Source organism: Microbacterium awajiense (genome assembly GCF_039536545.1).
Classification (GTDB): Bacteria; Actinomycetota; Actinomycetes; order Actinomycetales; family Microbacteriaceae; genus Microbacterium; species Microbacterium awajiense.
The window spans coordinates 1,883,372-1,908,562 of record NZ_BAAAYU010000005.1; the positions used below are offsets into that span (position 1 = coordinate 1,883,372).

At 70.1% G+C, this 25,191-nt stretch carries 25 protein-coding genes; 14 read left to right on the forward strand and 11 right to left on the reverse strand.

All coding sequences use genetic code 11. From position 1 onward, the window contains the following. Position 1 precedes the first annotated feature (1 nt). The 6 genes from ABD663_RS15485 to ABD663_RS15510 form a co-directional block, all read right to left on the reverse strand. A complete protein-coding gene (locus ABD663_RS15485) occupies positions 2 to 2,275 on the reverse strand; it encodes an exo-beta-d-1,3/1,6-glucosidase (protein ID WP_344740128.1) in 2,274 nt (757 codons plus the stop codon). Then, positions 2,272 to 3,321, reverse strand: coding sequence for an ABC transporter permease (locus ABD663_RS15490; RefSeq protein WP_344740130.1), 1,050 nt, complete (start codon positions 3,319 to 3,321; stop codon positions 2,272 to 2,274). Before ABD663_RS15490 ends, ABD663_RS15485 begins: the two co-directional genes overlap by 4 nt. 10 nt (positions 3,322 to 3,331) lie before the next feature. Continuing rightward, a complete protein-coding gene (locus ABD663_RS15495) occupies positions 3,332 to 4,411 on the reverse strand; it encodes an ABC transporter permease (protein ID WP_344740132.1) in 1,080 nt (359 codons plus the stop codon). Continuing rightward, entirely contained in the window at positions 4,408 to 5,217 is an 810-nt protein-coding gene (locus ABD663_RS15500) for an ABC transporter ATP-binding protein (protein WP_344740134.1), read from the reverse strand. The genes ABD663_RS15495 and ABD663_RS15500 overlap by 4 nt, the downstream gene beginning before the upstream one ends. Beyond that, positions 5,214 to 6,038, reverse strand: a complete 825-nt coding sequence (locus ABD663_RS15505; protein ID WP_344740138.1) for an ABC transporter ATP-binding protein — start codon at positions 6,036 to 6,038, stop codon at positions 5,214 to 5,216. Before ABD663_RS15505 ends, ABD663_RS15500 begins: the two co-directional genes overlap by 4 nt. A 71-nt stretch (positions 6,039 to 6,109) precedes the next feature. Continuing rightward, entirely contained in the window at positions 6,110 to 7,768 is a 1,659-nt protein-coding gene (locus ABD663_RS15510) for an ABC transporter substrate-binding protein (RefSeq protein ID WP_344740141.1), read from the reverse strand. A 171-nt stretch (positions 7,769 to 7,939) separates the two neighbouring features. Between ABD663_RS15510 and ABD663_RS15515 the strand changes: the two genes are divergently transcribed. After that, positions 7,940 to 8,575 carry a TetR/AcrR family transcriptional regulator gene (locus ABD663_RS15515; protein WP_344740143.1) on the forward strand — a complete coding sequence of 212 codons (636 nt, stop codon included), beginning with the start codon at positions 7,940 to 7,942 and terminating at the stop codon, positions 8,573 to 8,575. Between the two features lie 13 nt (positions 8,576 to 8,588). On the opposite strand, the gene serC is transcribed toward ABD663_RS15515, so the two are convergent. Continuing rightward, entirely contained in the window at positions 8,589 to 9,701 is a 1,113-nt protein-coding gene (serC, locus tag ABD663_RS15520; RefSeq protein ID WP_344740145.1) for a phosphoserine transaminase, read from the reverse strand. A gap of 88 nt (positions 9,702 to 9,789) precedes the next feature. On the opposite strand from serC, the gene ABD663_RS15525 reads away from it, so the two are divergent. The 7 genes from ABD663_RS15525 to ABD663_RS15555 all read left to right on the forward strand — a co-directional run bounded on the left by ABD663_RS15525 (position 9,790) and on the right by ABD663_RS15555 (position 18,888). After that, the gene (locus ABD663_RS15525) at positions 9,790 to 10,512 is read left to right on the forward strand and encodes an iron-dependent transcriptional repressor DtxR (RefSeq protein ID WP_344740147.1); all 723 of its coding nucleotides are present in this window, start codon (positions 9,790 to 9,792) and stop codon (positions 10,510 to 10,512) included. A gap of 179 nt (positions 10,513 to 10,691) precedes the next feature. Then, positions 10,692 to 11,609, forward strand: a complete 918-nt coding sequence (locus ABD663_RS15530) for a M23 family metallopeptidase (protein WP_344740149.1) — start codon at positions 10,692 to 10,694, stop codon at positions 11,607 to 11,609. Positions 11,610 to 11,919: 310 nt separating this feature from the next. Next, complete coding sequence (locus ABD663_RS15535; RefSeq protein WP_344740151.1) at positions 11,920 to 12,417, forward strand: HNH endonuclease; 498 nt, start codon at positions 11,920 to 11,922, stop codon at positions 12,415 to 12,417. Further along, on the forward strand, positions 12,414 to 12,989 hold the full coding sequence (locus ABD663_RS15540; RefSeq protein WP_344740153.1) for a cysteine hydrolase family protein: 576 nt from the start codon (positions 12,414 to 12,416) through the stop codon (positions 12,987 to 12,989). Before ABD663_RS15535 ends, ABD663_RS15540 begins: the two co-directional genes overlap by 4 nt. Before the next feature lie 69 nt (positions 12,990 to 13,058). After that, positions 13,059 to 13,838, forward strand: a complete 780-nt coding sequence (locus tag ABD663_RS15545) for a hypothetical protein (RefSeq protein WP_344740155.1) — start codon at positions 13,059 to 13,061, stop codon at positions 13,836 to 13,838. Between the two features lies 1 nt (position 13,839). Further along, a complete protein-coding gene (locus ABD663_RS15550) occupies positions 13,840 to 15,420 on the forward strand; it encodes a Y-family DNA polymerase (protein WP_344740157.1) in 1,581 nt (526 codons plus the stop codon). A 57-nt stretch (positions 15,421 to 15,477) separates the two neighbouring features. Next, the gene (locus ABD663_RS15555; RefSeq protein ID WP_344740159.1) at positions 15,478 to 18,888 is read left to right on the forward strand and encodes an error-prone DNA polymerase; all 3,411 of its coding nucleotides are present in this window, start codon (positions 15,478 to 15,480) and stop codon (positions 18,886 to 18,888) included. 28 nt (positions 18,889 to 18,916) lie between these two features. Here the strand turns inward: ABD663_RS15555 and ABD663_RS15560 are convergent, their stop codons facing one another. Further along, positions 18,917 to 19,207 (reverse strand): YciI family protein, encoded by a 291-nt coding sequence (locus ABD663_RS15560; protein WP_344740161.1) that lies wholly within the window; start codon positions 19,205 to 19,207, stop codon positions 18,917 to 18,919. Next, positions 19,204 to 19,560 carry an ArsR/SmtB family transcription factor gene (locus ABD663_RS15565; RefSeq protein WP_344740163.1) on the reverse strand — a complete coding sequence of 119 codons (357 nt, stop codon included), beginning with the start codon at positions 19,558 to 19,560 and terminating at the stop codon, positions 19,204 to 19,206. The genes ABD663_RS15560 and ABD663_RS15565 overlap by 4 nt, the downstream gene beginning before the upstream one ends. 95 nt (positions 19,561 to 19,655) lie before the next feature. Here ABD663_RS15565 and ABD663_RS15570 point away from each other — a divergent pair, with 95 nt between their 5' ends. Continuing rightward, complete coding sequence (locus ABD663_RS15570) at positions 19,656 to 19,910, forward strand: hypothetical protein (RefSeq protein WP_344740165.1); 255 nt, start codon at positions 19,656 to 19,658, stop codon at positions 19,908 to 19,910. Here ABD663_RS15570 and ABD663_RS15575 read toward each other — a convergent pair. Both ABD663_RS15575 and ABD663_RS15580 read right to left on the reverse strand, forming a co-directional pair. Then, a complete protein-coding gene (locus ABD663_RS15575; protein ID WP_344740167.1) occupies positions 19,876 to 20,643 on the reverse strand; it encodes an aquaporin in 768 nt (255 codons plus the stop codon). The two genes, ABD663_RS15570 and ABD663_RS15575, sit on opposite strands and share 35 nt — an antisense overlap. Before the next feature lie 8 nt (positions 20,644 to 20,651). Further along, complete coding sequence (locus ABD663_RS15580) at positions 20,652 to 21,002, reverse strand: metalloregulator ArsR/SmtB family transcription factor (protein WP_344740170.1); 351 nt, start codon at positions 21,000 to 21,002, stop codon at positions 20,652 to 20,654. Positions 21,003 to 21,084: 82 nt separating this feature from the next. On the opposite strand from ABD663_RS15580, the gene ABD663_RS15585 reads away from it, so the two are divergent. The 5 genes from ABD663_RS15585 to ABD663_RS15605 are packed head-to-tail and all read left to right on the forward strand — an operon-like array spanning position 21,085 to position 24,927. Next, entirely contained in the window at positions 21,085 to 22,404 is a 1,320-nt protein-coding gene (locus tag ABD663_RS15585; RefSeq protein WP_344740172.1) for an FAD-dependent oxidoreductase, read from the forward strand. After that, the gene (locus ABD663_RS15590) at positions 22,392 to 22,928 is read left to right on the forward strand and encodes a GNAT family N-acetyltransferase (protein ID WP_344740174.1); all 537 of its coding nucleotides are present in this window, start codon (positions 22,392 to 22,394) and stop codon (positions 22,926 to 22,928) included. The genes ABD663_RS15585 and ABD663_RS15590 overlap by 13 nt, the downstream gene beginning before the upstream one ends. Positions 22,929 to 22,938: 10 nt before the next feature. Next, entirely contained in the window at positions 22,939 to 23,847 is a 909-nt protein-coding gene (locus ABD663_RS15595) for a metalloregulator ArsR/SmtB family transcription factor (protein WP_344740176.1), read from the forward strand. Between the two features lie 34 nt (positions 23,848 to 23,881). Then, a complete protein-coding gene (locus ABD663_RS15600) occupies positions 23,882 to 24,298 on the forward strand; it encodes an arsenate reductase ArsC (protein WP_344740276.1) in 417 nt (138 codons plus the stop codon). After that, complete coding sequence (locus tag ABD663_RS15605; protein WP_344740178.1) at positions 24,295 to 24,927, forward strand: arsenate reductase ArsC; 633 nt, start codon at positions 24,295 to 24,297, stop codon at positions 24,925 to 24,927. Before ABD663_RS15600 ends, ABD663_RS15605 begins: the two co-directional genes overlap by 4 nt. The last annotated feature ends 264 nt before the right edge of the window (positions 24,928 to 25,191 follow it).

Genomic DNA, 25,191 nt, shown 5'->3' on the forward strand with positions numbered 1-25,191 from the left:
GTCAGCTCTCGGCGCGACCGGCCTCCGCGACGGCGAACGACGCCGTCAGCAGGACCGCGTCGCGCGACGACGGGCCGATGAGCAGCTCGAACTCCCCGGGCTCGACCACGCGCCGTCCTGCAGCATCCACGATCGTGCAATCGGCGACCGCGATGTCGACCTCGACTCGCCGCACCTCGCCGGGAGCGAGATCCACGATGCGGAAAGCCTTCAGCTCCTTGTCGGCCCAACTCACCGACGTGACGACGTCGCGGACGTACGCCTGCACGACCTCTCGCGCTGGCCTCGAGCCGGTGTTCGCGACCGTCACGCGGGCACGGATCATCTCGCCGTCGGGATCGACCTCGGCGTCGGAGTACTCCACGGTCGTATAGCCCATGCCCTCCCCGAACGCGAAAGCCGGGCTCTGCGTCAGATCGGCGTAGCGGTCGCCGTGCTGGCCGCGGATCTGGTTGTAGTACGTCGGCTGCTGTCCGGCATGCCGCGCGAACGAGATCGGCAGCCGACCCGTCGGCTCGATCCGACCCAGCAGCAGGTCGGCGATCGCTCGCCCGCCCTGCATCCCGGGGCTCGCAGCCCACAGCACGGCGGCGGCCGCGTCGACCGACGGCGGCAGCACGAGCGGCTTCGAGGCGAGCAGCACCACGACGAACGGCGTGCCGGTCGCGGCGACGGCGTCGAGAAGGGCGATCTGTGCGCCCATCAGTTCGAGGGTCGCCGTGGAGCGTCCCTCGCCGACGAGCTCGATGCGGTCGCCGACGACGACGATGGCGACATCGCTGCAGCGGGCCAGGTCGACGGCATCCTCGATCAGGGCTTCGTCGACGGGACTGGGATGGACGACCGGCGGGCGAGGCTGGCCGTCGGGGAAGTACGCGCCCTCGGGGTCGGGCTCCAGCGTGAGGATGTCGGCGCCGCGGGCGTATCCGACCTGCCACGAATCCGGCACCTGGGTGCGCAGTCCATCGAGGACGGTCGTGATCATCTCGCGCGGCTGTCCTTCGGGGATCCAGTCGGCCTGGCCTGACGAGCCTGCCCAGTCGCCCAACTGCGTCTGGGCGTCGTCGGCGAGCGGGCCGAGGACGGCGACCCGGCGCGGCGGGGTCTGGGTCTCGCTGAGCAGCGGCAGCGTGCCGTCGTTGCGCAGCAGCACGAGCGATCGACGTGCCGCCTCGAGGTTGAGTTCGGCGTGCACGGCGCTGCCGACGCTGCCCTCGATGCGGGCTCGGTCGGGGTGACGAGGGTTCTCGAACAGGCCGAACTCGAACTTCAGCAGCAGGATGCGGGTGACCGCGCGGTCGAGGTCGCTCTCGGTGAGCAGTCCCTGCTCGATGGCGTCGAGTGCGCCCTGGAAGAAGCCGGGCGTGGTCATCACCATGTCGTTGCCGGCCTTCACCGCCGCGGCGGCGGCGTGCGCGAGGTCGGGCTGCACCCTCTGCTCCCACACCATGCGGCCGACGTTGTCCCAGTCGGTGATCAGGGTCCCTCGGTACCCCCACTCGCCGCGCAGCACGTCGTTGAGCAGCCAGTCGTTGATGGTGATCGGCACGCCGTCGATGGACTGATAGCCGAGCATGAAGGTGCGGCAGCCCTCGCGCGCCACCCGCTCGAAGGGAGGCAGGAACCAGGAGCGCAGCTTGCGCGGCGAAAGGTCGGCCTCACTGGCATCCCGCCCGCCCTGGGTTTCGCTGTAGCCGGCGAAGTGCTTCGCGGTCGCGAGGATCGCGGTCTCGTCGTCGAAGCCGCTGCCCTGATATCCGCGCACCATCGCCGAGGCGAGCTCGCCGATGAGGAAGGGGTCCTCTCCGAAGGTCTCGTCGATCCGGCCCCACCGCAGGTCGCGCGCGATGCACAGCACCGGCGAGAACGTCCAGTGGATGCCCGTCGCCGACACCTCTTCGGCGGTGGCGCGGGCCACACGCTCGAGCAGGTCGGCGTCCCACGACGCGGCCATGCCCAGCTGTGTGGGGAAGATGGTCGCACCCGAGAAGAACGAGTGTCCGTGGATGCAGTCCTCACCGACCAGCAGCGGAATACGCAGCCGCGTCTGCGCGACGAGCTCGTGGGCGCGCACCAGGCGCTGCGGCGAGGCGTGCAGGATCGAGCCCACATGCTGGTGCAGCACCTGCTCCTCGAGGTCGGCGCGCGCATCCAGCTGCAGCATCTGGCCCACCTTCTCGGCGACGGTCATGCGTGCCAGCAGGTCGGCGATGCGGTCTGCGACGGCAGCCGCGGGGTCGAGGTATGTCAGGGCGGCGGTGCCGGCGGCGGTCATGCGGTCTCCTCGGTGGTCGTCGCGGTCCGGACGGTCGTGACGGTGTCGTTGACGTTCATGCCCTTCTTCTTCATGGCGCGCGCCCGCTCGCCCGCGGAGCGGAGGCGGGGGTTGACGTACTCGTCGATCCCGAAGTTGATCAGCGAGAGCGCAACGCCGATCGCGGCGATGCACAGGCCCGGGGGCAGGAACCACCACCACTGGCCCTGACGGAAGGCTCCCTGCGCGCCCGCCCAGTTGAGGATCGTGCCCCAGTTGTAGGTCGTGACCGGGATGATGCCGATGTACGACAGCGTCGTGAGGGCGATGATCGCAGCGGTCACGGTTCCCACGAAGCTCGCCGCGATGAGTGCCATGAGGTTGGGCAGCATCTCGACCGTGATGATCCGGCGCAGGGGCTCACCGTTGGCGCGCGCGGCCTGGACGAAGTCGCGGTTGCGCAGCGACATCGTCTGCGCGCGCAGTACGCGGGCGCCCCATGCCCACCCGATGAGTCCGAGCACCAGCGCGATGACCCACAACGGTGGATCCTCGAACATCGTCGCCACGATGATGATGAGCGGGATGCCTGGAAGAACGAGGAACACATTGGTCAGAGCCGACAGGCCCTCACTGCGCCAGCCTCGCAGGTAGCCGGAGAGAACCCCGATGACGATGGCGATAACGGTGGCGATGATCGCCGCCAGGAAACCGACGACGATCACTCCTCGCGTGCCGTGGATGACCTGACTGAGCACATCCTCTCCGATGTGCGTCGTGCCGAGCCAGTGGGCGGCCGACGGAGGCTGGAAGCGCGCGGTGTTGTCGACCTTCGTCGGTGAGTACGGAGCGAGGACGTCGGCGAAGATCGCGATGAGCACGAAGAAGGCGAGGATCGACAGGCCCGTGATCGACTTCGGGTTGCGGAACATCGCGAAAGCCGACGCGAGCTTCGCGCCGAAGCCCGGTGGGCGCCGGGGTGCGTGCCCTGCGACGGGAGCATCCAGGGTGGAGGTGCCCGGCGCGCTCGCCGCGAGCCTGGTCGTATCGGTTTCCGTGTCGGTCATGGTGTCCATGTCAGGCCTCCGTCTGACGGGTGCGCGGGTCGAGGAACGCATAGGCGATATCGGCCAGCAGGTTGGCGACGAGCACCGAGATCGTGATCACGAGGAACACTCCCTGCATGAGCGCGTAGTCCTTCGCGTTGGTGGCATCCAGCAGCAGCTTGCCCACGCCGGGATAGCTGAAGACGACCTCCATGACGATCGTGCCGCCGACGATGAATCCGAGCGCGAGCGCGAAGCTCTGGATCTGGGGCAGCACGGCGTTGCGCGCCGCGTATCGCCAGAGCACACGCTGGTTGGGCATCCCCTTGGCCTGCGCGACCATGACGTAGTCCTCGTCGAGCACGGTGAGCATCATGTTGCGCATTCCGAGCATCCAGCCGCCGAGCGAGGCGAGGATGATCGTCGCTGCAGGCAGGAAGCCGTGGTGGACCACGTCGCCGACGAACTCCCACGACCACGCGGGACTCACTCCGACGCCGTACGCCTTGCCGATCGGGAACCAGCCGAGCGTCACCGAGAACACGGAGATGGCGACCAGTCCCAGCCAGAAGTACGGGATGGTGCTGAGGAACGTCGTGATGGGGATGAGGGCGTCGAGCCTGCTGCCGCGCCGCCAGCCGACGATCGCGCCGCCGATCGTGCCGATCGCGAACGCGACGAGCGTCGCGAATCCGACCAGCGCCACCGTCCAGATCAGCGATTGACCGACGACCTCGGTCACGGGCCGCATGCCGTGCAGGAGCGAGATACCCAGGTCGCCCCGCAGCAGCAGACCCCAATAGTCGAGGTACTGCTGCCACAGCGACCGATCGGTGTCGAGACCCAGCAGTGCGCGCAGCGCCTCGGCAGCCTCGGGAGTGACGTTGCGATTGCGGGCGAGGTACGCGGTGACCGCATCGCCCTTCATCATTCGCGGGAGGAAGAAGTTGATCGTGATCGCGGCCCAGAGGGTGAACAGATAGAACGCGGCGCGACCGCCGAGGAAGCGCCATGGGATGCGTGAGCGGCCCTTGACGGCGTTGGTCGCGGTCGTGCCTGCTGCGATCGCGTCGAAGTCGTCGCTTTCGAGCTGTGGAGCCATGGTGCTCATTTCTCACCTCCGAGAATGCCTGCTGCGCGGGCGAAATGAGTGTCGGGATCTGGGGATGCCGCACGCAGCTCACGGGTGTAGGGATTCTGCGGACGGAGGATCACGTCGTCGGCCGGACCGCGCTCGACCACACGTCCTTGGTTGAGGACGAGGATTTCGTCGCTGAAGTGACGAGCGGTGGCCAGATCGTGCGTGATGTAGAGCACGCCCAATCCCTCCTCACGTTGCAGATCGGCAAGCAGGTTCAGCACGCCGAGGCGGATCGACACGTCGAGCATCGAGACAGGTTCGTCCGCGACCAGGAGCCGAGGGCGGGATGCCAGAGCCCGTGCGATCGCGACTCGCTGGCGCTGTCCGCCCGAGAGTTCGTGCGGCCGCCGGTCGATGACCGCGTCAGCGTCGAGCCGCACGCGGGTGAGCAGGCGTCGCACTTCGTGATCGAGGCGGTCGTTCGGGACGACCTCGTGCAGGTGGAGCGGTCGCTGGATCGCATAGCGGATCGAGTGGTAGGGGTTGAGCGAGGCGAACGGGTCCTGGAACACCATCCGCAGCTGCTGTCGGTAGGTACGAAGGGCCTTGCCGCGCCGCGGAATCGGTGCACCGTCGAGGCGGACCTCCCCGGAGGACGGGCGTTCGAGTTGTGTGAGGATCTTCGCGATGGTCGACTTACCGCTGCCGGACTGGCCGACCAAACCGATCGTCTGGCCCGATCTGAGCGAGAAGCTCACCTCGTCGAGGGCGTTGATCAGGCCCGCGCCGCGTACGGCGTAGGTCTTCGTGACGGCGTCGAACTCGAGGACGGTCATCGTACGACCACGCCCCTCTCGCCGGTCAGCCGTGGAAACGAGCTGAGCAGCGTGCGCGTGTACGCGTCCTGCGGATCCGTCCAGATCCGCTCCGCGGTGTCGAGCTCGACGATCTCGCCCTTGCGCATGATCGCAATGCGGTCGCTGATCTCCAGCAGCAGCGGAAGGTCGTGCGTGATGAAGACGACCGAGAAGCCGAACTCGCGGCGCAGCTGAGAGATCTGACGCAGGATCTCGCGTTGTACGAGCACATCCAGCGCCGTCGTGGGCTCGTCCATGACCATGAGCTGCGGCCGCAGCGCGAGTGCCATCGCGATCATGACCCGCTGACGCATCCCTCCCGAGAGTTCGTGAGGGTAGGAGCGATAGCGCTGCGCGCCGACTTTGACGAGTTCGAGCAGTTCCACCACGGCGGCGCGTCGCTGAGCGCCGGACATGCCGGGTCGGTGGACCTCGAAGACGTCTTCGAGCTGGGACCCGACGGTGGCGACGGGGTTGAGCGAGTTCATCGCGCCCTGGAACACCATCGACACCTTGTCCCACCGGAATCGGCGCATCGCTTCGGCATCGAGGCCGTTGACATCGACATCGCCGCCGTCCGCATCGTGGAAGATGACGCTGCCGCTGGTGATCACGGCCGGTGGCCGGAGCAGGCGCTGGATTCCGTAGGCGAGGGTCGTCTTGCCGCAGCCGCTCTCGCCGGCGAGCCCGAGGATTTCGCCGCGCTGCAGGTCGAGCGAGACGTCTCGGACGGCAGGGACGGGTGGATCCACGTCGTAGACGACCGAGAAGTCGCGGACCGAGAGCAGGTGATCTCTCATGGGTGCAGTTCCTTCGTGAAGTGGACGTGAGGGCGGGGCGGATGCCGCGGCATCCGCCCCGCCCGCGATGGTCATCCGGCAGGCTGGAGCTTGGTGAGGATCTGCACGACGGCCGGCTGCGTCGGGTCGGCCGATGCGTACTGGTCGTCCTCCGACGGCCACCCGACGTAGTTTCGCGTGTTGAACTCGCCGAGGAGCGGATGCGCGCCGAGGGGGATGGCCGGAACGTTCTCGACGAACGCCGTCTCGATGACGGTCAGAGCGGCCTCGCGCTCGTCCTCCGACGAGGCGTTGGCGTACGTGTTCAGCGCCTCGGTGACGGCGGGATCGTCGAATCGCCCGAAGTTGAAGGCCGCTTTGCCGTCGACGATCCACTTGGGGTCCATGGTCGACGTGTACAGACCGTACGCGTTGCCCGTGTCCTCGAGCCAGTGGATGATCGCCTGGAACGTGCCCTCCTGACGTGCGGCGTCCCAGCCGCCCCAGTCCGGCTGATCGACCTTGACCTCGATGCCCAGGCCCTCCTTGAGTTCCTCGGCGATCAGCGCCTGTTCGGTGTTCCAGTCGCTCCAGCCCGCGGGGACCGAAATCGAGAACGAGACCGGCTCGCCGTCCGGGTCGATGAGCGTCTCGCCGTCCCAGGTGTAGCCGGCGTCGGCGAGGATCTCACGGGCCTTGTCGATGTCGACCGAGTAGTTCTGACCGGCGTATTCCGGGACGATCTCGTCCTCGAGCAGCGTGCCCAAGCCCGTCACGCTCCAGATCGCCTCGCTCGCACCCTCGCGGGCGATGTCGACGTAGGCCTGGCGGTCGATCGTCCAGGCCAGCGCCCGACGAAGCGCCGGGTCGTCGAACGGCTTGGTCTGCAGGTTCAAGAACAGCGTTCCCGCGCCGGCGGTCGGGGAGGCGAGGAAGTGGTTGTCCGGGTCGGCCGACAGGTAGCTGTCCTCGATCTGGGGGATGAACGCCTGCGCCCAGTCGGCCTCACCGGTCGCGAGGGCGGTCGTGAGCGCGGCGTTGTCGCCGTATGAGACGTAGTGCAGCTCCGGCACCGCCAGCTCGCCGCCCCAGTAGTCGGGGTTCGCCGTGAGGGTGACCGACTCGGTCGTCCACTGATCGAGTACGTACGGGCCGGTGCCGACCACCTGACCCTCGCCGGTCAGCGGATCGGAGTTCGGGTCGGCGATGTCCTGCCAGATGTGTTCGGGCACGATCTGGAAGTGCAGCACACGGGACTGCTGGGTGTACTTGGAGCTGTTGAAGTCGAGCCGGACCGTGTCGCCCTCGACGCTCACGTCTTTGAGGTCGAGCGCATTCGTATCGTTGAGCGTGCCATCGAGCACTTGAGTGAACGAGAACGCGATGTCGTCGGCGGTGAACTCCTCGCCGTCGCTCCACGTGACGCCGTCGCGGGCGACAGCGGTGAGCGCGGTGTAGTCGTCGTTCCACTCCACCGATTCGGCCAGCCACGGCGTAGTGCCGAGGTCGCCGGTGGGGTTGACGAGCGCCAGGGATTCGAAGATCACCTTGCCGTAGCCGTACTTCGAGGCCGAAGAGTCGCCCAGATACGGATTGTTCGACTCGGTGGTGATCGCGCCATCGGGTTTGGCGATCGTGAGCGATGCGCCGGTTCCTTCACTGCCGGATTCCGCGCCGTCACCGGCTGCGCAGCCGGTGAGCACGGTCGCCGCGGCGAGGCCGACGGCGACGAGGGAGGACCTGAGCCTCATTGCTTCTCCTTCGTGGGTGTGCGCATCGACGGGCTCCCGGGCGGGGCGACGGCGATGTCGCTGGGTGATTGCCCAGTTAACTTACGTTCTAGTAAGTAACTTTGCAACTACGATTGAATCACGCCGCAATCGGGGTCCGTAGACTCTGATCCGGCAGGAGGGAAGTGCGCCATGGCAGGTCAGCGCCGACAGCCGCGCTCTCGGCCGGAGACGCTCGCGCGTCGTCGCGACATCGTCGACGCCGCGGTGGAGATCTTCGGCAGCAAGGGTTTCACGGGCGGCACCTTGCAGGAGATCGCCGATCAGGTCGGCATGACGCACGCCGGCATCCTGCATCACTTCGGTTCGAAGCACGCGCTGCTGCTCGAGGTTCTCACGCATCGCGACGAAACCGACGTCGCCGATCTCGAGGAGCAGCACATTCCCGACGGCATGCCCCTGTTCCGCCACCTCGTGCGCACCGCTTTCATCAACGCGCACCGTGCCGGAATCGTGCAGGCCTACGTCGTCTTGTCCGCGGAATCGGTCACGGACGACCACCCTGGCCGCGACTTCTTCCAGAAGCGCTACGAGTCGTTGCGCGGCGAGATCGCGCACGCCTTCGCGGTGGTCTGCGCGGAGCGGGGCATCGACGAGCCCGAGACGATCGGATACGCGTCTGCGGCGATCCTGGCGGTCATGGACGGGCTTCAGGTGCAGTGGCTGCTCGACCCGTCAGCGGTCGATCTGGGTCGCGCGACCGAGTTCGCGATCGAGGCGATCGTCGACTCTGTGCTGTCTCCGGCCCCATCGCCGCTCGCGGAATGACCCGCGTCCGCGGTCAGAGCCGCTCGACGACGTAGTCGATGCAGCCGATCAGCCGACGGACGTCGTCGGGGTCGATCGAGACGAACGTCGCCACGCGCAGCTGATTGCGGCCGAGCTTGCGGTACGGCTCGGTGTCGACGACGCCGTTCCCGCGCAGCGTGCGGGCCACAGCGGCAGCATCCACGCTGTCGTCGAAGTCGACGGTCACCACGACCTGCGAACGGTCGGCCGGGTCGACCACATAGGGTGTGGCGAACGCGGATGCCTCGGCCCACGCGTACAGCTCCTGCGACGACTCGCGCGTGCGGGCGTCGGCCCACGCCAGGCCGCCGTTGCCGAGGATCCAGCTCAGCTGCTCGTCGAGCAGGAGGAGCGTCGCGACCGCGGGTGTGTTGAGCGTCTGCTGCAGACGCGAGTTGTCGAGCGCGAGCTTGAGGCTCAAGAACTCGGGGATGTAGCGGTCGGAGGCGGCGATCCGCTCGATCCGCTCGATCGCCGCGGGCGAGGCGAGCGCGAACCACAGGCCCCCGTCGGAACCGAGGTTCTTCTGCGGTGCGAAGTAGTAGACGTCGGCCTCGGCGGCGTCGAAGGCGATGCCTGCCGCGGCGCTGGTGGCATCCACCACCGTCAGCGCGCCGTCGTCGCCGTGCACGCGCTCGACGGCCACGGCGACGCCGGTCGACGTCTCGTTGTGCGGGTAGGCGTAGACGTCGATGCCGGCGATCGGCTCCGTGTGCGAGCGGGTGCCCGGCGTCGCGTCGCGCACGTCGGGCGCGATCAGCCACGGTGCTGCGGCCGCTCGGGCGAACTTGCCGCCGAACTCGCCGAAGACGAGGTTCTGGCTGCGCTGTTCGATGAGGCCGAACGCGGCGGCATCCCAGAAGGCGGTCGAACCGCCGTTGCCGAGGAGCACCTCGTAACCGTCGGGAAGATCGAACAGCTCTGCGAGATGCGCACGCACACTCTGCACGAGGTTCTTGACCGGCGCCTGCCGGTGCGAGGTGCCCATGACCGCTGCGCCGGCGGTCGCGAGCGCCTCGAGCTGGGCGGGGCGGACTCGTGAGGGACCGCTTCCGAAGCGGCCGTCGGCGGGCAGGAGTTCACGCGGGATCTCGACCTGGGGCATGCGTCGATTCTAGGGATGCCCGCGCCGCCGGCGTCGCCACCGGTCGGTAGGCTGATCCTGCCCCTTTCCGCCCCGAAGGACATCGCACATGACCGATCTGATCGACACCACCGAGATGTATCTGCGGACCATCCTCGAGCTCGAAGAGGAGAACATCGTCCCGCTGCGTGCGCGCATCTCGGAGCGGCTGGGTCACTCCGGGCCCACGGTGTCGCAGACGATCGGTCGGATGGAGCGCGACGGGCTCGTCGTCGTGGGCGACGACCGCACCCTCGAGCTCACCGACGCGGGCCGTCAGAAGGCCGTCGACGTCATGCGCAAGCATCGCCTCGCCGAGCGTCTGCTCTCGGACGTGATCGGGCTCGACTGGGCGTTCGTCCACGAGGAGGCCTGCCGGTGGGAGCACGTCATGAGCGAGCAGGTCGAGCGTCGTCTCGTGGAGCTTCTGGGTCACCCCACCGAGTCGCCGTACGGCAACCCGATCCCCGGTCTCGATCAGCTCGGCGACGTGCCGTCGCAGACGTTCGAGCAGGGCGTCGTCGGGCTGGTTCGGCTCATGAACGAGACGGGTGAGCCTGTCACCGGCACAGTGCGCCGCTTGGCCGAACCCGCGCAGGTCGACCCCGAGCTGCTCCAACAGCTCAAGGCCGCCGGGGTGATGCCGGGCGCAGCGGGCAGCTTCCGCTACAGCGAGGGATACGTGCTCGTCGAGATGGACGGCGCCGACGAGGGCCTCGAGCTTCCCGTCGAGGTCGCATCCCATATCTTCCTCGTCGACGAGAGACACGCACAGGCACCTGCCAGCCGCTGAACGTGACTTATTCGTTACCTTCGGGTAGCCTCGGTACGTCGATTCGGCGCAAAGCCCGCCGCTTCGGCCCCACGTGGGAACGCCTCTGCGGCCCGTCGTCCACGCGGTGAAACGCACATCGTGCCCCGACAACGAGTGCGACGGGCCAGCGCTCCGGCGCCGAGGCGCCGGAGGAGAGCTTGACCGAAGAGAACGATCAGAACGAGCAGAACGCGCCCGCCGACACGGCGGGGCTGACCCGTCGCTCGGCGACGCGATCGGTCGCGCGACACTCGACGGCCGTCAAGCCTCGACGGCGCGCCGCGCTGTTCGCACGCGCGTCGAAGACCGAGACCAAGACCAAGGCGAAGGGCCACAACGGGCATCCGTTGCGCAGCCTGGGCATCCTCACGGTGGTCGGCGGTCTCATCGTGACCGTCGCCCTTCCCGCGTACGGCGCATGGCGTCCGGCCGACGAGGTCACCACCATCCAGCAGGTCGCCGCCGATGACGCGCAGTCGCTCGTCGTGGCATCCGATGCGACCGGCAGCGAACTCGAGCGCGACAGCTATTCTGCGACGACGCAGGAGGAGATCGACGAGAAGAAGGCGAAGGAAGCCGCCGCGGCGGCCGCCGCCGCCCGGGCCCGCGTGGCGAGTTCCACCGGCAGCGTCAGCTCGGTCAACCTGAGCATGGTCGCCCCCGGCTCGGGAGCCGTGCGCTATCCGGTGACGAACTTCAGCTACGACTGGGCGAGCAACGGGTTCCAGACCGCACAGCGTCCGACGCACAACGGACTCGACATGATGACCTCGTACGGGACGCCGATCTTCGCGGCGGCCGCGGGTGTCGTGCGCACGTCGACCAACAACGGTGGCACGTACGGCGGCCTCATCATCATCGACCATGTGATCAACGGGCAGCAGGTGTCGACCCTCTACGCCCACGTGGTCTACGGGTCGCAGGTCGTCTCTCCGGGGCAGACCGTGGCGGCCGGCCAGGTCATCGCGCAGGTGGGTCAGACCGGATTCGCGACCGCACCGCACTGCCACTTCGAGGTGCACGTCGGCGGCACGCCGATCAACCCGCTCGCCTGGCTTCAGGCGAACGCCGGCTGACGCGGACTCGTTCGGCGACACGCCACCGCGAGTTCACCCGGCGGATCGGCCCCTGCCGACCAGGCGTGCATTAGCCTGAAACCCGACGCTGAGAGAAGCGGAGGGAGCCGATGGGCCGCATACCACGCATCCGAACCACGGATGCGCTCGGACGCCTCGTCCTTCGGCATCGTATGTCCGGATGCCACGGTTGCACCGTGGCGCCAAGGCGCTGTCTGTAGACAGCGCCTTTTTTCATGCCCCTGCGCGCTCGAATCGTCGAACGTCGAACACACCGAGAAGCCGTCCCGGCCGTTCGAGAGGATGAGGAATGCGCACCCTGGTGCTGAACGCGGGCTACGAGCCCCTCGCCGTCGTGTCGTTCAAACGGGCCCTCGTGCTCGTGATGAACGAGAAGGCCACGATCATCGAGCAGGTCGAAGAAGAACCGGTGTGGGGCACGACCCGCACCTATGATCGCCCCGCGGTGATCATCCTGACCCGCTACGTGCGTGTTCCCGGGGGCAGACGGGTGCCGGTGACCCGACGCGGCGTGCTCAGACGCGACGGCCACCGATGCGGGTACTGCGCCAAGTCGGCTTCGACGATCGACCACATCCTGCCGCGCTCGCGCGGCGGCGCCGACTCGTGGGAGAACCTCGTCGCATGCTGCCTGCGGTGCAACAACGTCAAGGGCGACCGCACGCCCCAGGAGATGGGCTGGGAACTGCGGTCCCTGCCGCGTCCGCCCCGGGGTACGTCGTGGACGGTGCGCGGCACCGATCGCACCGACCCGCGGTGGGAGCCCTACCTCGCCCTCGCCGCATGAGCCGGGCGCTGGTCGTCGTCGACCTGCAGCGCGCGTTCGACGACCTGGAATTCTGGGGGGCCACCACCAACCCGGCATGCGAGGCCAATGTGGCGGCGCTCGTGTCCGCCTGGGACGCGGCGGGGGAGCCCGTCGTCATCGTGCGGCACGATTCGGTCGAGCAGGGGTCGCCTCTGGCGGCGGGGTCGGACGGCAACCGGCTGAAGGATGAGATCGCCGACGTCGAACCCGCACTGCTGGTCGTCAAGTCAGTCAATTCGGCGTTCTACGGCGAGCCCGACCTGCACGCCTGGCTGTCGGCCCGGGGCATCGGCGAGGTCGTGCTGTGCGGCATCCAGACCAACATGTGCGTCGAGACCACAGCGCGCATGGCCGGCAACCTCGGCTACGACGTGACGGTCGCGCTGGATGCCACGCGCACGTTCGACCTCACCACCCGCGTTCCCGGCCTCGGCGAGGTGACCCGCACCGCAGACGAGCTGATGGCCACGGCGGCGCTCGAGCTGCAGGGCGGAGGGTTCGCGACGATCGCCACCACGGCGCAGCTGCTCGACGCCGAACATCGAACATAGGTGTCGGAACCGGGGGTTAGCCTGTCATCCTGATGTGACGCAGTAGAACACATGTTCTAATCTGTCGAGATGAGGGGGACGGTGCAGGCAACCATTCCACGCGCACTTCCGCCGGCCGACGAGGTGGGGCGGCTGCGCGCCCAGCTCGAGCGGGTGCAGGGGCGCCGCCTCGACGCCCCTGTCCTGCCGGTCGCTCCCGCTCTTGCCGACCTGCTGCCGGGCGGGGGCCTGCGCCCGGGAGCGGCGTACTCGCTGGCGCCGTCGATGTCGCTCCTGCTGGCACTGCTGTCGCACGCATCGCAGGCGGGGTCGTGGTGCGGGGTGGTCGGGATGCCGCAGCTCGGGGCCGAAGCGGCCGAGGGAATGGGCGTCGACCTGTCGAGGCTCGTGCTCGTGCCCGACCCGGGCGCCCGCTGGCTCGCCGTGACCGCGACCGTCGCCGAAGTGCTGCCGGTGGTCGCGGTGCGTCCGGGATCGCGCGCATCCGACGGCGACGTCTCGCGGCTGGCCGCGCGGCTGCGCGACCGCGGCGCGGTGCTGCTCGTACAGGGTCCGTGGGCGCAGGCCGAGGCCGTGCTCGATGTGGGCGACCCGGCCTGGCAGGGCCTCGACCGCGGTCACGGATGCCTCGTCTCGCGCGCCGTCACGATCACCGCCGCGAGCAGGCGGTGGCCGGTGCCCCGCCGTGCCCGCGTGCTGCTGCCCGGGCCCGACGGCGGCATCGAGGCCGCGACCGAACGGGTGGCGCGGCATCCGCTCGTCGCTCCGCTCGACGGCCCGCACGTCGACCCGCACGAGACCGTGCTCGACGCCCCGCTCGAGCTGCCGCTCGCCGCGAGAGCGGGCTGACGTGTCGCTCCGTGCCCCGGTGCGCAGCCTCGTGCTGTGGTTCCCCGACTGGCCGATCACCGCCCTGCACCACGAGGGCGCCGTCGACGCCGCACGGCAGGTCGCGGTGATCGACCGCAACCTGGTGTCGGCGTGCTCGCCGGCCGCGCGGGCCGAGGGCGTGCGCATCGGCCAGCGGCGCCGTGACGCCCAGGCGCGCTGCCCGTCGCTGACCGCGCTCGCCGCCGATCCCGCGCGCGACCACCGCGTCTTCGCCCCGGTCGTCGCCCGCATCGAGGCGCACGCGCCCGGGGTGCAGGTGGTGCGCCCGGGGCTGTGCGCGCTGCGCGCCCGGGGTCCCGCCCGCTACTACGGCGGCGAGGACCAGGCGGCCCGGGTGCTGCTGGGCGAGCTCGCCGATCTCGGGGCGGCGCGGGCCGGTGTCGCCGACGGTCCGTTCACCGCCGAGCAGGCGGCCGCGGCGGCGGCGACCGCGGCCTATCCCGTGTTCGTCGTGCCCGCGGGCGGAGCTGCCGGCTTCCTGGCGCCGCTGTCGGTCGCCGTGCTCGACCGGTCGTGGCTGGCCGCCCCCGACGACGGCGGCGATCTGGTGGGCCTGCTGGCGCGGCTGGGGGTGCAGACGCTGGGCGAGTTCGCCGCGATGCCGCTCGAGCGTGTGCGTGAGCGGTTCGGCGAGCGGGGCGCGCGGCTGCACGCCCTCGCGGCGGGGTGGGATTCGCGGCCCATCGAACCCCGCACGCCGCCGCCCGAGCTCGAGCGCGAGATCGCGTTCGAGCCGCCGCTCGAGATCGCGGATCAGGTCGCGTTCGCGATGCGCCGCACCGCCGACGCGTTCATCGACGGTCTCGGCACGGTCGACCTCGTGTGCACCGAGCTGCGGGTCGAGCTCGTCGGCGACCGGGGCGAGCGCAGTGAGCGGGTGTGGCTGCATCCGGGGTCGTTCGACGCGGCGGCCGTCGTCGACCGCGTGCGGTGGCAGCTCTCGGAAGAGGCCGAGGGGCTGCGCAGCGGGGTCGCCGCGGTGCGGATCTCGCCCGAGGCGGTGGATGCGGCATCCCACCACGCTCCGGCGATCTTCGGCTCGGGGCCCGACGAGCGGGTGCACCATGCGCTCTCGCGCGTGCAGTCGATGCTCGGCCATCGCGGGGTGCTCACCCCGGCGCTGGGCGGCGGGCGGTGGCTGACTGAGCGGCAGGTGCTGGTGCCGTGGGGCGATCGTCACGCGCGCGGCACGGCGGGGCTCGCCGCCGACCGGGCGCGGCCGTGGCCGGGCAGCCTGCCCGATCCGCTGCCGGCGACCGTGTTCGCTGAGCCGCCGCCGGTCGAGGTGACGGCGCTGTCGGGCCTGCCGGTGCGGGTCGACGAGCGCGGCACGGTCTCGGCGGTGCCGGCGCTGCTGGCCGAGGGCGGCCGGCGCCGGCGCATCGCGCAGTGGGCGGGGCCGTGGCCGATCATCGAGCGGGGGTGGGATGCCGCGCGCTCGCGGCGCGCGCACCGGTTCCAGGTCGTCGACGCCGACGGACAGGCGTGGCTGCTGGTGTGCGAGGCATCCCGCTGGAGCGCCGAGGCGCGCTATGACTGAGCGGCGCCCGCAGCCGCAGCCGCAGCCGCAGCCGCGACAGCGGAGCGGGGCCGGCTGATGGGCTTCAACAACCCCTCGGTGCCGTGGTCCGAGATGGAGCGCATCCTCAGCGACCGCCGACGCCCCGGCGGTCCGCCCGCGGGCGCCGACGGCGGCGACAGCCCGGCGTGGTCGCGCAAGCGCGGACCGTACGTCGCGCCGGGCATCGAGCGGCCCGCCGACGCGGTGCCCTACGCCGAGCTGCACGCCCACTCGTCGTTCTCGTTCCTCGATGGGGCGTCCTCGCCCGAAGACCTCGCCGAAGAGGCCGAGCGGCTCGGCCTGCACGCCCTGGCGATCACCGACCACGACGGGTTCTACGGCATCGTGCGCTTCGCCGAAGCGGCAGAGACCCTGCAGCTGAACACGGTGTTCGGCGCCGAACTGTCGCTCGAGCTGCCGCAGCCGCAGAACGGCGAGCCCGACCCGGTCGGCGCGCACCTGCTCGTGCTCGCCCGCGGCGAGGAAGGGTACCACCGCCTCGCGAAGGCGATCACCCACGCGCAGCTGGCCGGCGCCGAGAAGGGGCGCCCCGTCTACGACCTCGACGAATTGGCCGCCCAGGCCGAGGGACACTGGGCGGTGCTCACCGGCTGCCGCAAGGGCGCGGTGCGGCGCGCGCTCGCCGACGGGGGGCCGGATGCCGCGGCATCCGCCCTCGACCGACTCGTCGCCCTCTTCGGAAAGGACGCTGTCGACGTCGAGCTCATCGACCACGGCAATCCGCTCGACTCGCGCGACAACGCGGTGCTGGCCGGTCTCGCCCGCGAGCGCGGGCTGCCGGTGGTGGCGACCAACAACGTGCACTACGCGGCACCGCAGCGGCAGCTGCTGGCGGCGGCGGTCGCGGCGGTGCGCGCGCAGCGCGGCCTCGACGAGCTCGACGGGTGGCTGCCGGTGCATGCCGGCGCCCACCTGCGATCGGGTGCCGAGATGGCCGAGCGGTTCGTGCGGCATCCGGGAGCGGTCGCCCGCACCGTGCAGCTCGCCGATGAGCTCGCGTTCCCGCTGCGGCGCGCCAAGCCGGCGCTGCCCAAGCAGCAGGTGCCCGAGGGTCACACGCCGATGTCGTGGCTGCGGCACCTGGTGTGGGAGGCTGTGCCGCGCAAGTATCCGGATGCCACCGACGACGACCGGGCGCGCATCGAGAAGGAGCTCGGGGTCATCGAGCTGAAGGATTTCCCGGGCTACTTCCTCATCGTGCACGGCATCGTGCAAGAGGCGCGGCGCCGCGGCATCCTGTGCCAGGGCCGCGGGTCTGCCGCCAACAGTGCCATCTGCTACCTGCTCGACATCACCGCCGTCGACGCGATCGCGTACGGGCTGCCGTTCGAGCGGTTCCTGTCGAGCCTGCGCGACGAAGAGCCCGACATCGACGTCGACTTCGACTCCGACCGGCGCGAAGAGATCATCCAGTGGGTGTACGCGCAGTACGGGCGCGAGCGGGCGGCGCAGGTGGCCAACGTCATCCAGTACCGACCCAAGAACGCGGTGCGCGACATGGCGAAGGCGCTCGGGCATTCCCCGGGGCAGCAGGATGCCTGGTCGAAGCAGGTCGAGGGGTGGGGTGCCGAGCTGTCGACGGGCGAGGGGCACGACATCCCGACCCAGGTGCTCGAGTATGCGGGCGAGCTGCTGAAGGCACCGCGGCACCTGGGCATCCATTCCGGCGGCATGGTGCTCACCGATCGGCCCGTCGGCGAGGTGGTGCCGATCGAGCACGCCCGCATGGAGAACCGCACGGTCATCCAGTGGGACAAAGACGACGCCGCCTGGATGGGGCTGGTCAAGTTCGATCTGCTGGGGCTCGGGATGCTGGCGGCACTGCAGTACTGCTTCGACATGGTGCGCGCCTCCACGGGTGAGGAGTGGGACCTCGCGTCGCTGCCCAAAGAGGAGCAGGCGGTCTACGACATGCTGTGCCGCGCCGATTCGATCGGGGTGTTCCAGGTGGAGTCGCGCGCGCAGATGGGGCTGCTGCCGCGCCTGCAGCCGCGGCGGTTCTACGACCTCGTGGTCGAGATCGCGCTCATCCGGCCGGGGCCGATTCAGGGCGGGGCGGTGCATCCGTTCGTGCGCCGCAAGCTGGGGCACGAGCCGGTGACCTACCCGCATCCCAAGCTCGTGCCGGTGCTGGAGCGCACGCTGGGCATCCCGGTGTTCCAGGAGCAGCTCATGCAGATGGGTATGGCGGTCGGTGGGCTCAGCGGCGAGGACGCCGACCTGCTGCGGCGGGCGATGGGATCCAAGCGCGGGGTGGAGCGCATCGATTCGCTGCGCGAGAAGCTCTACGCGGGCATGGCGTCGAACGGGCTGGTGGGGGAAGAGGCCGACGCGATCTACGCCAAGATCCAGGCGTTCGCGAACTTCGGGTTCGCCGAGTCGCACTCGCTGTCGTTCGGGCTGCTGGTCTACGCGTCGTCGTGGATCAAGCTGCACTACCCGGCCGCGTTCCTGGCGGGGCTGCTGCGCGCCCAGCCGATGGGGTTCTACTCACCGGCCACGCTCGTCGCCGACGCGCGGCGGCACGGCGTCGAGGTGCGCCGGCCCGATCTGCACCTCTCGCGGGCCGAGCCCGTGCTCGAGCCGGTGGCGGATGCCGCGCCCGCTTCATCTCGCGCCCCGACCGGGCGGGATGCCTGTGCCGACCGCATCCAACCGCCGATCGGGCCGTTCGACCCCGCGGCTCCCGACGAATCGGCCGCGCACCGGCGCGACGGCGGCTTCGCGGTGCGGCTGGGGCTCGCGGCGGTGAAGGGCATCGGCCAGGCCGTGGCCGAGCGGATCGTCGCCGCCCGCGAGGCCGAGGGGTCGTTCCGCGACCTGCGCGACCTGGTGCGCCGCACGAGCCTCACCGCCGCGCAGCTCGAGGCGCTCGCGACCGCCGGGGCGTTCGAGAGCCTCGGCCTCGGGCGCCGCGAGGCCATCTGGCTGGCGGGGTCGGCGGCGCAGGATCGCCCCGAGTTCCTGCCCGACTCGCTCGCGTTCGTGCAGCCGCCGCTGTTCACCGACCCGACCGGGTACGAGCGCCTGGCCGCCGATCTGTGGGCGACGGGGGTCTCGACCGACGACCACCCGATGACTCACTACCGCTCGCAGCTGGATGCTCGGGGTGTGCTCACCTCGAGCGAGCTGCGCTCCCACGAGTCGGGCAGGCGCATCGAGGTGGCGGGCCTGGTCACCCACCGGCAGCGGCCGGCGACGGCATCCGGGGTCACGTTCATCAACCTCGAAGACGAGCACGGGCTCGTGAACATCGTCTGCTCGGTCGGGGTCTGGAGCCGTTACCGCAGAGTCGTGCGCGATGCGCCCGCGCTCATCGTGCGGGGGATGCTGGAGCGCTCGGTCGAGGGAGTGACCAACCTGCTCGCCGACCGGTTCGAAGACCTGCGGGTGGGGGTGCAGCATCGCTCGCGCGACTTCCGATGATCCCGGATGCCGCGCCGCCCGGCCCGCGCTACATCTTGGCGAGTTCGTAGACGACCACGCTCGTGATCATCGGATTCGTCTTCGCGATCTCGACGGCCTCGTCCATCGACTCGGCCGTGAGGATCGAGTAGCCCGTGAACGACTCGAGCCCCGGCGCGATGGTTTCGACCGCGTCGCGGGTGACCTCGGCGCCCTGGCTCATCGGGTTGCCGCTGTCCACCATCCGGTGACCGTGGTCGGCGAACCAAGCCGACCAGGCCGCGCCGATCTCGGGCGTCGGGGTCGTGTAGCCCTTGTAGAGGAAGAGGTAGGTGCTCATTGCTGCTCCTTGTGTGGGGTGGTGTGGTCGTCGCGCGACAGGGCTTCGAGGTAGTTGTCGAGCGTCTCGTCGTCGGAGCCCCAGTCGACGTCGTATCCGCCGATCCAGTCGCGCACGATGCGCAGGCCGGCACGGCGGATCGCCAGGTAGTTGGTGCGTCCGACCTTGCGGCGCTGCACCAGGCCCGCCGTCACGAGCACGCGCAGGTGGCGGTCGAACGCGGGCAACGACAGGTTCGCGTGCTGGGCCGCCTGCGCTGCCGTCGCGGGTCGCTCGGCGAGCAGGTCGAGCACCGCGCGGCGGTGCGGGTTCGACACCGCGGTGAGTGCGCGATCGAGCTCGGACGTGGCCATATAGTTAACGCTAGCGTTAACTATATGGCGCCACAACCATGAACGCCAGGGCGTGTCACCGCCGTGGCGACGTCGCCCCCTGCCACGCTGAGGACATGTCGTCGCAGACCCGCGGCTCGGGCCGCCTCGCCGAACTCACCGCGCTCTCGGTGCTCACCTGGGTGGCCCTGCTCCTCGGCCTTGGGCTGGGCATCTGGACGCTCGTGCTCGAGCTCACCGACCCGGGCGGTAATCCGCTGCTGCAGGCGGCTCTCGCGTGGTGGGCGAGCCTCATGGTCATCATCGGCACCATCGCGGGTGTCGGAATGATCGTGCTCAGCGGGGTGCGCTCGATGCTGTCTCGGCGCTGACCGCCGCGCCGTTCGCGGACGGCGCGGCGGACGGCTGCGCAGCGCCCGGCTCAGCGGCCTCCGTCGACGGCCCGGTCGACGCCGTCGCGGCGGGCACCAGCAGGGCGACGGCGAGGGCGCCGAGCGCGGCGCCGATCAGCTGCGCGCCGATGAACGGCAGAGCGGATGCCGGGGCGATGCCGGCGAACGTGTCGCTGAACATGCGGCCGATCGTGATCGCCGGGTTGGCGAAGCTCGTCGACGACGTGAAGAAGTACGCCGCGCCGATGTAGGCGCCCACGGCCGGGGCCGCCAGCTGCGAGCGTCCGGTGCGCACCAGCGCGAAGATGATGAAGATGAGCCCGGCGGTGGCGACCACCTCCGACAGCAGCGTGGGCCAGCTGGCGCGGTCGTTGGTGCTCCAGCTGATCGCCGGCGCGGCGAACATGAGATTCGCGAGCACGGCTCCTGAGATGCATCCGACGACCTGCGCGGGAAGGTAGGCGGCCACGGTCGTCCAGTCGCGGCGGTGCAGCGCGACATCGACGAGCGTGACGACGGGATTGAAGTGCGACCCCGATACCGTCGCGAACATCAGGATGAGCACCGCGAGCCCGAGTGCGGTGGCGAACGCGTTCTCGAAGAGCTGCAGACCGACGTCGCCGGGGGAGAGTCGCTGTGCGGCGATGCCCGAGCCGATGACGACCGCGGCGAGGCCTGCGCTGCCGAGGAACTCGCCCGCGACGGCGCGCACGCCCCCGATCACGAGGCGACCAGCAGCTTCGAGACGCGGTCGAGGGCACCCGGCACGAGCGCGTAGTACGCCCACGTGCCGCGCTTGCTGCGGGTGAGAAAGCCTGCGGCGGTGAGGATTTTGAGGTGGTGCGACACGGTGGGTTGGCTGAGACCGACCGGCTCGATGAGGTCGCACACGCACGCTTCGGTGTTCTCGGAAGCGGCGACGATCGACAGCAGGCGCAGGCGGGCCGGGTCGGCGAGGGCCTTCATGGTGACGGCGAGCTGCTCGGCCTCCTCGGCCGAGAGGGGCTCGCGCACGAGCGGCGTGCAGCACGCGCCGGCGGAGACATCGGTGACGGTCAGCAGTTCAGGCATGCATCGACCATAGTCGATATTGACAGCCTTCGATAGATGGGTACACAATGGCATCGACGTTCATCGATATTCGGAGGTCCGCATGACGCTCATCGAACTCTCGCCGCCCGCATCGCAGACGGATCGGCTGGCGACTCTGCCGGTCGTCGTGATCGGAGCCGGCCCGGTCGGGCTGGCCGCGGCGGCCCAGCTCATCGAGCGCGGGATCGACGTCGTGGTTCTCGAACGAGGTTCGCACATCGCCGAGAGCGTGCGCGCCTGGGGGCACGTGCGGCTGTTCTCGCCGTGGCGGCACCTGGTCGACCCCGCGGCGCGACGGATGCTCGAGGCCGCGGGGTGGCAGCATCCCGATCCGGATGCCGCACCCACCGGCGCCGAGCTCGTCGAGCAGTACCTCGAGCCGCTGGCCCGCCTCGACGCGATCGCCGCCGTCGTGCGCCTCGACGTCGACGTCGTGGCCGTCGCCCGCGAGGGCATGGATCGCACCCGTACGCGCGGGCGCGCCGCCGTTCCGTTCGCCGTGCGGGTTCGTGGCGCCGACGGCGTGGTCGACGAGCTCCCGGCGCGCGCGGTCATCGACGCATCGGGTACCTTCACGTCGCCCAACCCGCTGACCTCGAGCGGGCTCGAACTGCTCGGCGCGGACGAGGTCTCCGACCTCGTGACCGGTCCGCTGCCCGATGTGCGCGGAGCCGAGCGAGCGCGCTTCGCCGGTCGCCGGGTCACGGTCGTGGGCGCGGGCCACTCGGCCGCGAACACGCTGCTCGCCCTGGTCGAGCTCGCACGAGAAGCGCCCGGCACCGAGGTGCGATGGTTGATCCGCAACACGCGCGCCGCGCGCGTGACCACGTCGCCCGACGACGAGCTCGTCGACCGCGCCGCCCTCGGGTCGCGGCTCGAAGCTGCCGTCGCGCGCGGCGACGTCGAGCGGATCGAGGGGTTCGAGATCGTGCGCGCCCGGCGCGTCGACGGGGCTGTCGAGCTGGTCGGCCGTCAGGGCGACGCGCTCGTCACCCACACTGCCGACATCGTGGTCGGGGCCACCGGGTTCCGACCCGATCTCGGCATGTTGCGCGAGCTGCGGCTTGAACTCGACGACATCGTCGAGGCGCCGCGTCGCCTGGCCCCGCTCATCGACCCCAACGTCCACTCGTGCGGCACCGTCGAGCCGCACGGCTACCGCGAGCTGCAGCATCCCGAGCCCGGATTCTTCGTCGTCGGCATGAAGTCGTATGGCCGCGCGCCGACGTTCCTGCTCGCGACCGGCTACGAGCAGGTGCGTTCGGTGGCGGCATTGATCGCCGGCGACGCGCAGGCGGCGGCATCCGTCGAGCTGGTCCTGCCCGCGACCGGCGTGTGCTCGACGGGCGACGCCGGTGGGCAGGGAGGATGCTGCGCGTGACGCTGATCCGCGCGATGCGCCCCGGTGACTGGCCGTCCGTCGAGGCGATCTACCGGGAGGGCATCGACGACGGCGAGGCCACGTTCGAGGCCGAGACGCCGTCGTGGGAGGCGTTCGACAAGAGTCGCATCGCCGCACCCCGGCTGGTCGCCGAGGATGCCGACGGCACGATCGTCGGGTGGGCCGCGGCATCCCTCGTCTCGGCTCGGCCGGCGTATCGGGGTGTCGTCGAGCACTCCGTCTACGTCGCGCGCGCGGCACGCGGGCGGGGGATCGGTCGCGAGCTGCTCGACGCGTTCGTCGCGGCGGCCGACGAGGCGGGCGTGTGGACGGTGCAGTCGAGCATCTTCCCCGAGAACGTCGCGAGTCTGCGCCTGCACGAGAGGGCGGGATTCCGAGTGATCGGGCGACGCGAGCGGATCGCCCGGTCGACGGTCGGTCCGCACGCAGGGCAGTGGCGTGACACCGTGCTGATCGAGCGGCGCAGCCTCGGCAACGGCCGGGAAGATGGCGAGCGTAGATAGACTCCTGTCTATGGATGCTGGAGTCGATCGCCCGATCAGCGTCCTCGTCGACCCCACGCGACTGCGGATCGTGCGCATGATGCGCGCGGCTCCCGACGGGCGCGTGCTCGTCGGACGGCTCGCCGAGGCGCTCGAACTGCGGCAGCCGACCGTCAGCCACCACATGAAGGCACTGCTCGACGAGGGCATCGTCGAGCGGATGCCGGAGGGGCGTCGAGTCTGGTACTCGATCGCCCCCGCGTTCGGAGAGCGCATCGACGCGCTGCTCGACGAGGGCGCCGCGCCGGGGGAACGGCCCGATCTCGACCGCATCACCCGCGATCTGTCGGAGCGGTTCGCCGGCGTTCTCGGTCCCGAGACCGTGGCGAAGTGGGTCGACGACAGCTTCGCTCGTCTCGCGGCCGATGCGCCCGCCCCGCGGCTCGCCTCGCGCACCGCCGCCTTCGCCGCCGCTCGCCTGGACGCGCTCGCGCGCAGTGAGTCGCCGGCATCCGACAAGCCCGAGGTGCTCTTCGTGTGCGTGCACAATGCCGGGCGCTCGCAGCTGGCGGCCGCGATCCTGCGACATCTCGCCGGCGACCGGGTCGTCGTGCGCACCGCCGGTTCGCAGCCCGCCGCCGAGGTGCGCCAGACCGTGGTCTCGGCGCTCGACGAGATCGGCGTGCCGCTCGGCGGCGAGTTCCCCAAGCCGCTGACCGACGAGGCGGTGCGCGCCGCCGACGTCGTCGTGACGATGGGTTGCGGCGACGCCTGCCCGATCTACCCCGGTCGGCGCTACCTCGACTGGGAGCTCGACGATCCGCACGGACGCCCGCTCGACGAGGTGCGGGTGATCCGCGATGACATCGACCGGCGCGTGCGCGGCCTGCTCGGCGAGCTGCTCGCGGAGAGTTCACCCGTCGTTTCCGCGAAAGCATAGATTATGGTCTATGCTTTCTGGCATGGAGGACAGCATGAACGAGAAGCCCACCGTCCTGTTCGTCTGCGTGCACAACGCGGGACGCAGCCAGATGGCCGCGGGGTACCTGCGCCATCTCGGCGGCGATGACGTCGAGGTGCTCTCGGCCGGATCTGCGCCGAAGGACGAGATCAACCCGGTCGCCGTGCAGGCCATGGCCGAAGAGGGCATCGACATCGCGAACGAGACGCCCAAGGTGCTCACCGTCGACGCCGTCAAGGAGTCGGACGTCGTCATCACGATGGGATGCGGCGACGCGTGTCCGATCTTCCCCGGCAAGCGCTACGAGGACTGGGAGCTCGACGACCCGGCCGGTCAGGGCATCGAGGCCGTCCGCCCGATCCGCGATGAGATCCGCGGCCGCATCGAGTCGCTGCTGGCCGAGCTGCTGCCCGCGCGGGGTGCGGCGTGAGCGTCGGCCAGGCGCCGCTGCTCTCGGCCGAGTCGGTGCTGCACCGCGCCGCCGAGCGTCTGGCCGTCCAGTTCGCCGGCATGGTCGGCGAAGAGACCGTCGAGCGGGTCGTCTTCGAGTCGTACGCCGCGCTCACGCGCACCGCGAACGTGCACACCCACACCGCGAGCCTCGCCGAGAAGTTCGCCCGCGATCGGTTGACCGCTCTTGCGCAGTCGAAGGGGCTCATCGCCAAGCCGGTGCCCGAGGTGCTGTTCGTGTGCGTGCAGAACTCCGGCCGTTCGCAGATGGCGGCGGCCCTCATGCGTCAGCTGTCGGGTGGACGCGTGCACGTGCGGTCGGCCGGCTCGCAGCCGGGGGAGCGCATCCTGCCCGAGGTCGCCGCCGCCCTCGACGAGATCGGTCTCGACGTGTCGGCCGAGTTCCCCAAGCCGCTCACCGACGACGTCGTGCGCGCCGCGGATGCCGTCATCACGATGGGATGCGGCGACGCCTGCCCGCTGTATCCGGGCAAGCGGTACCTCGACTGGCAGCTCGACGACCCCGCCGGCCTCGACATCGAGGGAGTGCGCCGCGTGCGCGACGACATCGCCGCGCGGGTGGAGGGGCTGCTGGGCGAGCTGGTCTGAGCGGGCCTCCGCGACCGGTGTCGTGGTCGTCGCGCAGCGCGGCGCAGTTGGCGGGCCGCTTGCGGGCTTTGCACGCGGCCGGGTAAACGGGCGCCGGTTCAGGTGATCGGCGGGACGGGTCGACACAGCCGTCGCGTGCGCGCAGCACGACCGGCGACCGGGCTCGTGTCAGACTGCCAGGGTGCGTCGGGACCAATTTCGCCAGCCTCCCGTCGTCGCGCTCGAACCACGCGATGATGCCTTGGCCGCGGATCGCAGCCAATG